The sequence below is a fragment of the Prescottella sp. R16 genome (assembly GCF_030656875.1).
GTDB lineage: Bacteria > Actinomycetota > Actinomycetes > Mycobacteriales > Mycobacteriaceae > Prescottella.
The window spans coordinates 4,057,080-4,069,957 of sequence record NZ_CP130943.1 but is presented as its reverse complement, the minus strand read 5'-3'; the positions used below and the strand labels follow the sequence as shown (position 1 = coordinate 4,069,957).

Sequence of the window (12,878 nt, the reverse complement as noted above, 5' to 3'; positions counted from 1 at the left end):
CTGTTTCGGGGTATGACGTGGCACGATGATCCCGATCCTCACGCTTGTCGGGAGGACCGGTTGGGGTTTCACATCGTGGACGGAGGGACAACATGAAGCTTCGCAAGGCGAAGAAGGTTGCGGCGGGTGTGGTTGCGTCGGCGGCAATGGTCGCCGGTCTCGCGGTCGCCGGAACGGGCACCGCAGCAGCAGCCGACCGCTACGACGGTCCGACGCTGAAGGTCGAGCAGGGCGACTTCGACGGCAAGAACGTCGAACTCACGCTGACCAACCCGAACAAGGCCGAAGGCCTGTTCGCCGAGTCTTCCTGCACGTCGGCACTGCTCGACGGTGCGCAGGGTCTCGAGGCGTTCGTCGCGTACAACAACAAGGACTTCGGCAAGCTCGTCGACATCATGCTGTCGCCGGGTCTGCGTCTCGGCCCCGCCGCGAGCAACAACCTGCTCAGCCCCGGACCGAACACCAACTCCAGGACCGTCGATGTCGACAACGGCGTCTACATCTACCTGGGTACCTGTGGCGGCATCAAGTCCCTCGAGCCGGGCAACATCGGCGTCTCGATCAAGCCCGTCATCGTCCCGTCGGGTATCGGCAGCATCGAGCCGTCCCTCGAATTCGGCAGCACCGCACTCGAAGCGGGCGTCGACATCATGAGCCTGCTCCCGCTGCTCGGCTCGCTCGCCGGTACGGGCACCGGAAGCTAGTTTTCTCCGTCGTCAGCTGAAGGGTTCCTTCATGCGCCTGGAGCGCGTGAAGGAACCCTTCAGCTGTTTCGGGGCAAGCTGTTTCGGGGCGCCGACGCCGCGCGCCGACGGGCGTCGAAGGGGACGATGATGGCGACGGTGTGGGGGATTTTGCTGACGAGACCGGCGATGTGGTCGGCGGTGCGGTCGTGGAGGAGGCGGCCGAGGAGGGTGCCGTAGGTGCGGCGGGGGAGGATGATGCTGATTTCGGTGCGGGGTGCTTCGGTGCGGGCGACGAGTTTCAGGACGGCGTGACCGAGGCGCCGGTCGGGGCAGTCCATGATGTCGAGGGGGATGTCGAGGCTGCTGTTCTCCCATTGTCGGGCGAGGTGGGCGGCGTGGGCGTCGTCGAGGGCGAAGTGGACGGCGCGTAGTCGGCTGGGGCGCAGGCTGCGTCCGTAGCGGAGGGCTTCGATGGTGGCGAGGTCGTAGGTGTCGACGAGGACGATGGCGATGTGGTCGGAGTAGACGGTGCGGGCGTCGTCGGTGTCGTCGAGTTCGCGTAGTTCGGCGGCTTCGTCGCGGTATTCGCGGTTGAGGCGGATGAGGACGAGGACGAGGATCGGGAAGACGAGGAGCACGGCCCAGGCGCCGTCGGTGAATTTCGCGACGGAGAAGATGGCGACGACGATCGCGGCGGTGGTGCCGGCGGCGAGGTTGAGGATCATGTTGCGGCGCCAGTGGGTGCCGCGGATGCGGTAGTGGTGGCGGGCCATGCCGTATCCGGCCATGGTGAATCCGGTGAACACACCGATCGCATAGAACGGGACGAGCGAGTTCACTTTGGCGTCGGTGACGACGAGGAGCACGATCGCGACGGCCGTCAACATGACGATGGCGTTGGAGAACACGAGGCGGTGGCCGCGCCGGCGGAGTTGGCGGGGCAGGAAGGCGTCGTCGGCGACGAAGCTGGCGAGGAACGGGAAGCCGTTGAAGCTGGTGTTGGCGCCGGTGAACAGGATCAGTGCGGTCGCGGTCTGCACGACGACGAACAGGGTGTCGCCGAGGGGGCCGGAGCCGAACACGATGCGGGCTTCCTGGCTGATCACCGACGGGTAGCCGGAGACGTACGGGGTGGCGTGGGTGAGGTAGGCGAGCAGGGAGACACCGGCGACGAGGAACGCGAGGATCGACGCCATGACGACGAGGGAGCGTCGGGCGTTGGGTCCGACGGGTTTACGAAAAGCGCTGACGCCGTTGCTGATCGCCTCGAGTCCGGTGAGGGAGGTGCCGCCGTTCGCGAATGCCCGCAGGAGCACCAGCACCGTCGCGCCCATGACGAGGCCGTCGCCGTGGCCGACGGGGACCGCCCCGGACAGGGTCGTCGGATCGATCCGGTCGAGGGTGCCGGACACGGCGCGGACGATACCGACGACGATGACGACGGCGATCGATCCGGTGAAGAAGTACATCGGGAACGCGAAGGCCCGCCCGGCCTCGCGGAGTCCACGCAGGTTCCCGTACGCGAGGAGGAGCACGGCTCCGACGGTGATCTCGAGACTGTACGGGCCGAGGGCCGGGACCGCGGACACGACCGCGACGGTTCCGGCGGCGGACTGCACGGCGACCGTCACGACGTAGTCGATGAGCAGTGCGACGGCCGCGATCTGGGCGACCTTGGGGCCGAAGTTCTCTCGCGCCACGACGTACGAGCCGCCTGCCCGGGTGTACAGCATCACGACCTGCCGGTACGACAGTGTCAGCAGCAGCAGGATGACGAGGATGGCGCCGGTGATCGGCAGCAGCAGGGTGAACGCGGCGAGCGCGGCGTAGGGCAGCAGTTCGATGAGCGCCTGTTCGGGGCCGTACGCGGACGACGAGATGCAGTCCGGGGACAGCACCCCCAGCGCGGTCGTCTTGGACAGTCGTTCGTGGTGGAGGCGGGCTGTGGTGAGCGGCGGACCGAGGAGACGACACTTGATCCGATAACCGAGCCTCTCGGGCAGGATGGGGTCCACGGCTGCTCCGTCCGATACGACGACCCGAACCGATGACGCTCCTTCCAGTTCTACTCGTCCCCGCGGGCCCGGGACGGGGATCGGACGGTCAGGCTCGGTTCCTCCGGTGTGGACAGGGTCAGGACGACGTCGCGGACGACGGCGGAGTCGGTGGTGAGGCGGTCCTCGAGGGCGCGCAGGGTGTGGGCGACACGGGATTCGGCGTGGTCGCCGACGAGGTCGATGCTCGCGACGAGGTACAGCTGGTGCGGTCCGAGGAACTCGAGCCGCAGGTAGGTGACGCGTTCGACCTCGTCGTAGGTGAGGAGTTGCCGGATCGCCTGCGCACGCAGCTCCGGGGTACCGGGTTCGCCGACGAGGAACCGGCGGTTGCGGTCGAGCAGGACGATCGCGATGACGCCGAGGAGGACGCCGACGGCGATGGAGCCGATCGCGTCGGGTACAGGGGAGCCGGTGAGCTGGTGGGCGAGGATGCCGGTGAACGCGATGACGAGTCCGACGAGGGCGGCAGCGTCCTCGGCGAACACGGCCCGGACGGTGGGATCCGAGGTGAGCAGGGCGTGTTCGAGGATGTCGCGGTGCGCGTCGTGGGCTTCGCCGCGTAATTGTTTGAACGCCTGCCGGAACGAGATCGCCTCGAGGACGAACGCGATCCCGAGGACGGTGTAGGCGACACCGAAGTCGCCGGCCGGCTGGGGGTGCGCAAGCTCCTGGATGCCGTGCGTGATCGACACTCCGGCGCCGACCGCGAACAGGCCGAGTGCCGCGAACAGCGACCAGATATAGGCTTCGCGGCCGAACCCGAGGGGATGGGCGTCGTCGGGGGATTTGCGGGCGCGGCGATTCGCGACGAGCAGCAGGATCTCGTTGCCGGTGTCGGCCCACGAGTGCATCGCCTCGGCGACCATCGACGCCGATCCGGTGATCACCGCGGCCACCGTCTTCGCCGCCGCGATCAGGGCGTTGGCGGCGAACGCCACGACGACGGTGAGGGTGCTCTCGCCGCCGCTGTCCGTCGGGGGTGCTGCCATCGCCTCAGGGTAGGCGCGGCGACGGGGTCGCGGACGGGAAACGCGTCAGGCGCGGCCCCGGAAGCCGGGGCCGCGCCTGAACAGGAGTTTTCTTATCCGGTGTAGCCGGGCGGCATGAGGACGGACTTGAGTTCGCAGTACGCCTCGAGGCCCTCGGGGCCGCTCTCGCGGCCGATGCCGGAGTTCTTGTAGCCGCCGAACGGGGATCCGGGATCGAACGCGTACCAGTTGATCGCGTAGGTGCCGGTGCGGATCTGCTTGGCGATCTCGATGCCCTTCTCGATGTCGGTGGTGTACACCGAGCCGGCGAGGCCGTAGTCCGAGTCGTTGGCGATCTTGATCGCGTCGTCGACGGTGTCGTAGGGGATCACCGACAGAACGGGCCCGAAGATCTCCTCGCGGGCGATGGTCATCGAGTTGTCGACGTCCGCGAAGATCGTCGGCTCCACGAACCAGCCCTTGTCGAGGCCGGCGGGGATACCGCCGCCGAGGACGACGCGGGCGCCTTCGGCCTTGCCCTTCTCGATGTAGCCGAGGACCTTGTCGCGCTGCTTCTCGGTGATGATCGGGCCGAGCTGCGCGCCCTCGTCGCCGGGACGGCCGACGGGCATGAACCCGGCGAACTGCACCATGGCCTCGATGATCTCGTCGTAGCGGGAACGCGGCGCGAGGATGCGGGTCTGGCCGACACACGCCTGACCGGTGTTCATCAGCCCCGACATCACCAGCATCGGCGTGGTCGCGGCGACGTCCATGTCCTCGAGCAGGATCGCGGCGGACTTGCCGCCGAGCTCGAGGGAACAGCGCTTGAGCTGCTCGGCGGCGATCGCGCCGATCCTGCGTCCGACGGCGGTGCTACCGGTGAAGGTGACCTTGTCGACGTCGGGATGCGAGATCAGGTATTCGCCGGTCTCGGCGCCGCCCGGCACGATCGACAGCACACCCTCGGGCAGGCCCGCCTCGGTGAAGATGTCGGCGAGGACGTTCGCGGCCAGCGGCGTTTCCGGGGCCGGCTTGAGGACGACGGTGCAGCCCGCGAGCAGTGCCGGGGCCAGCTTGTTGATCGCGAGGAACAGCGGCACGTTCCAGGCGATGACGGCGCCGACGACACCGACCGGTTCGCGGTACACCTTGGTCTGCCCGAACGCGCCGGTACGGGTCTCCTCGAACGCGAACGCGAACTCGTTCGCGAGGCCCGCGTAGTAGTTGAGCGTCGCGAGCGACGGAATCTTCTGCATCATCTCGACGCCGGACGCCGGAGCGCCCATCTCGTCGGAGATCGTGGCGATCAGGTCGGCGCTGCGCTCCTCGATGAGCTTGGCGACCTTGGTGAGGATCTCGCCGCGCTGTGCGGGCGACGTCTCGGCCCACGCACCCGACTCGAGGGCGGCACGTGCCGCGGCGACGGCGGCGTCGATGTCGGCCGGTGCGGCGACCGGCACACTGCCGACACGCTCCTCGGTGGCGGGGGAGAACACCTCCAGCCGCTGCTCGGTGGCCGGGGCGACCCAGCGGCCGCCGATGAAGAGTTTGTCGTAGTCGGTCATCGATCCATCCCTCGCTCGTGTGGAGTGCCCTGGCTCACACTAGAACACGTTACAGCCCGAGGGAACAGTTCGGCAGGTCAGGCGTCGTCGAGCGCAGCCAGACCGGCCCCCGAGAGGGTGCCGAGCACCCCGAGCTCGGCTCGGACGAGCCGCAGATCGTGCAGGAACGACAACCGGGCGTGCGCGGCGGCGGACGTCGTCATCGGCGTCCACAGCGCCGGACCGGACTGCGCGAAACCGCCGCCGATCACGACGAGGTCCACGTCGAGCAGGGCGGCCGCCGACGCGAACGCCCGCCCCAACGCCACCCCGGCCCGGTCGAGCGCCGCGGCGGCGGTGGGCTCCCCGAGTTCCGCGTCGACGGCCAGGTCGGCGCCCGTCGCCCCGCTCCACCCGTTCGCCCGCGCCCAGCGCAGCGCCCCGGACCCGCTCGCGACGGCCTCGAGGCAACCGGTGGCGCCGCAGCCGCAGCGGTCGTCGGCGTCCGGCACCACCATGTGCCCGATGTGGCCGGCGTTGCCGGTGCGTCCGCCGTCGATCCGGCCGCCGCGGATCAGCCCGCCCCCGACACCCGTCGACACCACGACCGCGAGCAGATCGGGGACGCCGCGCCCCGCCCCGAGCCGATGCTCGGCGTACGCGGCGGCGGCACCGTCGAGCACGAGCCGCACGGACGCCTCGGGAAGCAGGGTGCGCACGGAGTCGACCAGTGGGAAACCGCCGCACCATTCGGCGATGTTGAGCGGTCCGACCGTGCCCGCGACGGCGTCGACCGGACCGGCCGACGCGATCCCCACCCGCGTGATCGGCGCGTCGCCCGCCACCTTCCGCAGCAGGCTCGCGCACGCCTCCCACACCCCGGATGCCGGGGTCGGGACGGTGACGGGATCGTCGAGGCCCCCGTCCGGGCGCACCCGCGCCGCCGCCATCTTGGTGCCGCCGACATCGAGTGCGAGTGCGGTCATGGCGTCGAGGGTAGTGCGCTCAGCGCTTGCGCAGCACCAGGACCAGGTTGCTGACCAGCAGTTCGCGCAGCACCGGGATCTTCACCGCCCACCATGCCCAGCGCGGATGGTAGCGGGGGAAGGCGGCGAGGACGTCGCCGCCGGTCTGTGTCTTCGCCCAGCGCAGGCCGTCCTTCGCACCGATGTCGAAGAGTGAGACCCCGAACCGGTTCTTCGGTTCCTTGCCGTGCGTGCGGGCGTAGCGGCGGGCGGCATACTCGCCGCCCAGGTAGTGCCACGGTCCGGTCTCGTGGCCGCCGAACGGGCCCCACCACAGCGTGTACGACAGCACCATCAGCCCACCGGGTCTGGTGACGCGCAGCATCTCCTCGGCCATCATCCACGGCTGCGCGACGTGCTCGGCGACGTTCGAGGAGAAGCACACGTCCACCGATCCGGTGCGGATGGGCAGGGCCAGCCCGGAGCCGCGGATCGAATCTCCGACGGTCAGGCCGGCCGCGTGCATCTCCGACGGATCCGGTTCGACCGGGATGTATCGGGCGCCGACGCCGGAGAAGGCGTCGGCGAAGTAGCCGGGGCCGCCACCGACGTCGAGGACGGTGGTGCCGCCCAGGTCACGGTCGGTGAGCCCGCGGTACAGGTCGCCGATCAGTTCGACGGAATCGCGGGCCAGGGCGCCGTAGAACAGGTCCGGATCGGTCTGTTCGTACCGGAAGTCGCTCAGCAGCCCGATCGACCGTTTCAGGGTGGCGCGGCGGGCGAAATGTCGGGTCACGCGAGTCACGGCACGAAACCTTACGGGGCGTCGAGCCGATAAAGTGTCTCGCAGGCGACCGTCCTGGCAGAGCGAGTGAGGGGGCACGCACGTGCGAGAGGTTCTCCTGCTGTGCTGGCGCGACACCGGGCATCCCCAGGGCGGCGGCAGCGAGCGGTACCTCGAGGAGGTGGGCGCCGGTCTCGCCCGCCGCGGCATCTCGGTCACCCTCCGTACCGCGTCCTATCCGGGGGCGCCGCGCGACGAGATCGTCGACGGTGTCCGCATCAGCCGCGGCGGCGGACGGCTCACGGTGTATCCGCGGGCGCTCGCCGCGATCGTCGCAGGACGTCTCGGGCTGGGCCCGCTCGCCGGGCTGCGTCCCGACGCCGTCGTCGACACCCAGAACGGCATCCCGTTCTTCTCCCGCACGGTCACCGGCGCCCCGGTCACGGTGCTCGTCCACCACTGTCACCGTGAGCAGTGGCCCGTCGCCGGGCGGCTCATGGGCCGCGTCGGGTGGTGGATCGAATCCTGGCTGTCGCCGCGCGTGCACCGCGACAGCCAGTACCTGACGGTGTCGCTGCCGTCGGCCGACGAACTCGCCGACCTCGGTGTCGGACGTGACCGAATCGCAGTGGTGCGTAACGGTGCCGACGCCATTCCGGACGCCGTCACTCCCGGGGGCAGCCGCACCCGCACCCCGCATCCGTCGCTGTGTGTGCTGTCGCGGCTGGTGCCGCACAAGCAGATCGAGGACGCCCTCGCCGTCGTCGCACGGTTGCGGCACACGATTCCCGGGCTGCACCTCGACGTGATCGGCGGCGGCTGGTGGGAGGAGAACCTGCGCGAGCACGCCGACACCCTCGGTATCGCCGACGCCGTCACCTTCCACGGGCACGTCCCCGAGGAGCGGAAGCACGAATTGCTTTCCCGCGCATGGGTTCACGTGATGCCGTCTCGGAAAGAAGGGTGGGGGCTCGCGGTCGTCGAGGCCGCCCAGCACGGGGTGCCGACCGTCGGCTACCGCAGCTCCAAGGGCCTCACCGATTCGATCGTCGACGGTGTCACCGGCCTGCTCGTCGACGGTGGCGGCGAGCGTGTCTCGGCGCTCACGACGGCCGTCGACACCCTGCTGCTCGACCCCGAACTCCGCGCCGACCTCGGCGACAAGGCCCGGATGCGGGCCTACGAATTTTCGTGGGAACAGACTGCCACCGGAGTGCACGCGGTGCTCGCGGCGTCGGCGGAGGGCCGCCGGGTGTCGGGGCTCGTCGCAGGTCGTGACGATCGGACGGTGCCGGCTTCGCATCTCGGCTGACCGCCTGGAACCACACATCCATGCGGGTTCGATTCGTACAGAAATCGAGGTTTTGGACAAAACAGTTTCTCGGCGGTCAGTGTTCTCGACGCAATCGTGTCCCCCCGCAGCCCGCGATACTTGCGATCAGCAGACCGACCCACAGCAGGTGCGCGGCCACGGCCGGCCATCGGACCGGTGCCGGCGCGGCCGACGAGCCCGGCACCCGGTAGAGCACGAGTTCGTCGTCTCCCCAAGTTTTTTCGAGAGCATCGAGGGTGCGCTGCGAGTCCCCGAGCGGACCCGGCGTCGTCCGCTCCACGAGCACCCAGCCGACGTGCTCGTCGGCGAGATCCCGTGGCGACGCCCCGGACAGCAACAACTGTTCGACGCGGGACGCCCGCGCCCCCTCACCCGCGACGGCCGACATCTCCCCGACGACGAGCTGCCCGGTCTGCAACACGTCCACCGGCAGCATCCGTGGCGCCGGATCGAGCACCGGGACGTCCCCGCTGTACGGGAAGATACGGAACATCCCCGCGGGCAGGACGGCGACGTCGCCGGAAGGTGTTGCCCGGGAAAGGATGTCGGACGCCTTCTGCCAGGACGGCGGATAGTGCACGGGGGTCAGGGCGCCGCCGACCCCCCACACCAGGTCGGGCAGGGCGACGAACACCACGGCAATCACGGCAACCGGTGACGCGACCGGCCGGGTGGTGCGGGCCGCGACGGCTCGTGCCCCCGCAGCCGCCGCCAGCACGTACAGCGGCACCGCGAGCGCCACCCACTTCTGGCTGTCACGCAGCAGCCCCGCACCGGGCACCTGCACGACGGCCCACTCGCCGACCGCCAGCCCCCACCCGGTCGCGCCGAGCGCGGGCAGCAGCACCGCGAGACCGGCGAGGACCGCGAGCGCGGCGATCGCCGGGTGCCGGCGTCGGCGCCACAGCGCGGGCAGCCCGCACGCAACGACGGCGAGCAGCAGAATCGTGCCCGCGAGCGCCCACAGCGACGTCCGCGATCCGGGCACCGCCGTCGAGTTCCAGATCCCACCGAGCCCGGCGAGGCTGCCGATGGTGCCGAGCCCGGGTTCGGCACGGGCCGCGAACGCCGCGACACCCGCCGGATCGGACGTCCCGCCGCCCCCGGACAGCGCGGTCGCCGTCAGCCACGGTGCCGACGCGGTCAGGAACAGGGCCCCGGTGACGAGCAGTCGGGTGACGACCGATCCGTGCCCGCCGGGACAGGCCGGCACCGCCAGGGCGACAGCCGCCGCCAGGATCGCGCCGGTCGGCGTCAGCCCCGCCGCGGCCAGGCACAGCGCCAGCGCCCACCACGCGCCCGGGCGTCCGCGCCGGATCGCGACGGCCGCGCACACGACCCACGGCAGCGCCGCATACCCGGTGAACAGACTCCAATGCCCCTGCAGCAGACGCTCGGCCACATACGGGTTCCACAGCATCACCGTCGACGCCACGAGCTGCGGACCCAGCCCGACGCCGGGCAGCAGGACCGCGACCATGCGGGCCGCACCCCAGCCGGCGAGCCACAGCGCCGCGAACAGGATCGCCTTCACCACGACGCCGCCGTCGACGACGGAACTGAGCACCGCGATCAACCAGTCCTGCGGCACCGCACGGGCGGCCGCATCGGTGAGACCCAGCGCGGAGTCGGTGCCGTACGACCGCGGCGTGCTCACCGCATCGCGGAGGAGGAGATAGCCGGGGCCCAGCAGAGGTCCGAGGATCAGGGCCGTCAGAGCCAGGCTGTACAGCGACGGCACGGCACGCGCGAGACTCGGGTGCCGTGGCGTCATGAGCGGCACCTTACGTGGTGCATCATGAGCGGATGCCACGTCAATCGCTCACCGGCTCGACGGTCGCCGGGATGACGATGGTGACTCTCGGTTCGATGACCGCGAATATCGCCGCCTACCTGCTCGCGCTGCCCGCGCTGCGCTGGCTCGGCCCGGTCGGGTACGGCGAGTTCGCGGCTCTGCTCGCCGCCCAGCTGGTCCTTGCGGTGCCCGCGCTGGCCCTGCAGACCGTCGTCGCCCGCGACATCGTCCACGGCAATTCGGCGGACGCGTTGCGGGCACTCGGATACCGGTGTGCCGCGATCGTCGCGGTCCTCGCGTGCCTACTGGTCCCGGTGCTGTCGTGGGTGCTGCACACGAGCCTCGCCGCGACCGCCGCCGCGCTCGTCGCCGCCCCGATGCTGGTGCTGCTCGCCACCGAACAGGGACTCCTGCAAGGGGCGAGCCGGTTCGCGGAACTGAGTGTCGTGCTGGCTGCCGCCGGAATCGGGAAGGTGGCCCCGGCCGTCGTGGTCCTCGCGGTCGGGGGCGGGCCGGGCCCGGCGCTGCTCGCTGCCGCCGTCGGCACCGGTGTCGTGGCCGTCGCCGCTCGGCTGGTGACGAGCCGACGTGACACCACCTCGCAGGGCCCCGACGCGACGATCGGCGTGGCGACCGTCCTGCGGGCGTCGCAGGTACAGCTCGCACTGATCGCACTGTCGTCGCTGGACCTGGTGATCGCCCGTGCCGTCCTCGACTCCCACGACGCCGGCGTCTACGCGGCCGGTGCCGTCGCCACCAAGGCGGCGTTCTGGCTGCCGCAGGCCATCGGTGTGGTGCTGTATCCGCGGATGGCGAACCCGGAACAGTCGGCGTCCGCGGTCCGGTCCGCGCTCGGGGTGCTCACCGGGCTCGGTGTCGTGCTCGTCGCGGGGGCCGCGGTCTGCGCACCCCTCGCGCCGGCACTCTTCGGCGACGACTACTCGTCGATCCAGGGCATCCTGTGGATGTTCGCGTGGAACGGCGCCGCCCTCGCCGTGCTGCAGGGCGCGCTGCTGTCCGCGATCGCCGGGGAACGCACCCGCCTCGCCGCCGTCGCCTGGGTGGGACTCGCGATCGAGGCCACGCTCATGTTCACCGTCGCCGACAGCGTCCGCCAGTTCGTCACCGTCGCCATGGCCGTCGCGACCGTCACCGCGGTCGTCGCCGCCGCCTCGGCCGTGCGGGCGGCACGGGCCGCATCCGTCCCGCGATAAGTGCGCACAACGCGCCCAGCCCACCGGTTTTCCCGCGTTTCGCGCACTTATCGCGAGAAACCACCCCGGGAATGTCGCGATAAGTGCGCGAAACGCGAGGGAGAGGCGCGCCGACACACCCCAACCGCACACCTCCGAGCACCCCGGCCGCACGACACCCGGCCACACGAAAAACCGCACCCCCGCACGAAAGCTCGTGCGGGGGTGCGGTTCCACGAAGACTGTCTACTGGCGCGGCGGTTCGGTGAAGCCGTCCTTGCCGAGGTTGACGGTGGGGAATTCTTCCGTCTCGTCGGTGGTCCAGTCGTGGTCGCCGGTCTGGCCGGGGCCGTCGGCGGGCGGGTTGCCGGGGCCGCCGGCCGTGGCGGCGCCCTTGTTGCCGCGTCCGCCGCGGAGACCGAGGAACAGGCCGGCGATCAGGGCGATGACGCCGAGGATCGCGGCGACGATCGGGAGGGTCCGGCCGAACAGCGACAGCTTGTCCTGGCCGTCCTTGGCCTGACCGAGCTGGTATTCGATGGTGTTCTCGTCGAACGGCAGCGTCACCTGGAGAACCGTGACCTCGGGCTTCGCCTTGTCGCGGGCGTAGTACTGGTACAGCTTCTCCTGGCCCTTGACGACGACGCCGGTGACGGGGTCGACCCAGACGTCGCGTTCGTTGGTGTACCAGCGGGTCATGGTGATCGGCTGGTCGTCGCCGGGCACACCCCACGTCGAGGCGGGCAGGGTCAGCTTGTTGGTGGGCTCGGGCACCACCTTCGACAGATCGGTGGGTTCGATCGTCTGGTTGTAGTGGTACACCTTCATGCCGTTGATCTCGGTTTCTTCGACGAAATCGATGTCCTGGCTGGTGCGGGAGTTGAGATCGAAGTAGGGGTAGCTCTTCTTCTCCGCGTCGAACGGCCACTTGTACTGCAGGCCGGTGTGGGACACCTCCTGCGCCTGCCCGGTCGGTGACGTCTGGATGGTGCCGACGGGCGGTTCGACGGGCATGGAGCTGACGCGGTCGAGGGTGACGGTGTCGACGGTCGCGGTGAGCAGGCCGGTGTCGCCCTGCTTGTCGGTGCGGATCAGCGTCTGCCCGGCCTGTACGGAGACGACCTGGGAATCGGACGGCTCCTGCGTGATGACGTAGCGCTGCGCGACGATCGGCACGTTGGTGTTCACCTCGGCCTTGCCGGCGAGGAGGGCCTTCGAGTCGAGCACGTCACCGTTGCCGGTGGCGACGGTGGTGACCTCGAGGTCGAGTGGAGTCTTCTTCAGCTTGTCCACGGTGTACGCGGGGACCATGATCGCGATGGCCAGCAGGAAGGTCCCGAGACCTACCAGGACGCACGCAAGTATCCGGCTCGGGCCTGAGCGCTCGGCCATGCTGTCTCCTAACTCAACGTTCTTGAATTGAGGTGCCCCTACCGCCAGCGCGCACGCTACACGGGTCGTGAGCCCAGACACTAACAGTCTCGGTGTCCTGTTTGCGTCGGAGCATCGCGTCCTGTCGGCTTTCGGCGTGGTGTGACGTGCGGGTGCAC

General features: G+C 69.9%; 9 protein-coding genes and 1 pseudogene. 3 read left to right on the top strand and 7 right to left on the bottom strand.

Features of this window, described 5'->3' with window-relative positions:
* Positions 1-92 precede the first annotated feature (92 nt).
* Entirely contained in the window at positions 93-704 is a 612-nt protein-coding gene (locus Q5696_RS19035) for a hypothetical protein (protein WP_305092806.1), read from the top strand.
* Between the two features lie 89 nt (positions 705-793).
* Here Q5696_RS19035 and Q5696_RS19030 read toward each other — a convergent pair.
* From Q5696_RS19030 to Q5696_RS19010, 5 genes and pseudogenes are all read right to left on the bottom strand, one after another.
* Positions 794-2,701: pseudogene (locus Q5696_RS19030) on the bottom strand (APC family permease); the annotation flags it as partial.
* A 50-nt stretch (positions 2,702-2,751) separates the two neighbouring features.
* Positions 2,752-3,732, bottom strand: a complete 981-nt coding sequence (locus Q5696_RS19025) for a cation diffusion facilitator family transporter (protein WP_305092804.1) — start codon at positions 3,730-3,732, stop codon at positions 2,752-2,754.
* 92 nt (positions 3,733-3,824) lie between these two features.
* Positions 3,825-5,279: an aldehyde dehydrogenase gene (locus tag Q5696_RS19020; RefSeq protein ID WP_305092803.1), complete on the bottom strand. Its 1,455-nt coding sequence runs from the start codon at positions 5,277-5,279 to the stop codon at positions 3,825-3,827.
* Between the two features lie 77 nt (positions 5,280-5,356).
* Entirely contained in the window at positions 5,357-6,244 is an 888-nt protein-coding gene (locus tag Q5696_RS19015; RefSeq protein WP_305092802.1) for an ROK family protein, read from the bottom strand.
* Positions 6,245-6,263: 19 nt separating this feature from the next.
* On the bottom strand, positions 6,264-7,019 hold the full coding sequence (locus Q5696_RS19010; protein ID WP_305092801.1) for a class I SAM-dependent methyltransferase: 756 nt from the start codon (positions 7,017-7,019) through the stop codon (positions 6,264-6,266).
* 91 nt (positions 7,020-7,110) lie between these two features.
* On the opposite strand from Q5696_RS19010, the gene Q5696_RS19005 reads away from it, so the two are divergent.
* On the top strand, positions 7,111-8,319 hold the full coding sequence (locus Q5696_RS19005; RefSeq protein ID WP_305092800.1) for a glycosyltransferase family 4 protein: 1,209 nt from the start codon (positions 7,111-7,113) through the stop codon (positions 8,317-8,319).
* A gap of 76 nt (positions 8,320-8,395) precedes the next feature.
* On the opposite strand, the gene Q5696_RS19000 is transcribed toward Q5696_RS19005, so the two are convergent.
* Positions 8,396-10,114 (bottom strand): MmpA family trehalose lipid delivery protein, encoded by a 1,719-nt coding sequence (locus tag Q5696_RS19000; protein WP_305092799.1) that lies wholly within the window; start codon positions 10,112-10,114, stop codon positions 8,396-8,398.
* Between the two features lie 32 nt (positions 10,115-10,146).
* On the opposite strand from Q5696_RS19000, the gene Q5696_RS18995 reads away from it, so the two are divergent.
* The gene (locus tag Q5696_RS18995; RefSeq protein WP_305092798.1) at positions 10,147-11,349 is read left to right on the top strand and encodes a polysaccharide biosynthesis protein; all 1,203 of its coding nucleotides are present in this window, start codon (positions 10,147-10,149) and stop codon (positions 11,347-11,349) included.
* A gap of 225 nt (positions 11,350-11,574) precedes the next feature.
* On the opposite strand, the gene pgfA is transcribed toward Q5696_RS18995, so the two are convergent.
* Complete coding sequence (pgfA, locus tag Q5696_RS18990; RefSeq protein WP_305092797.1) at positions 11,575-12,720, bottom strand: cell envelope lipid trafficking protein PgfA; 1,146 nt, start codon at positions 12,718-12,720, stop codon at positions 11,575-11,577.
* Positions 12,721-12,878: the final 158 nt, after the last annotated feature.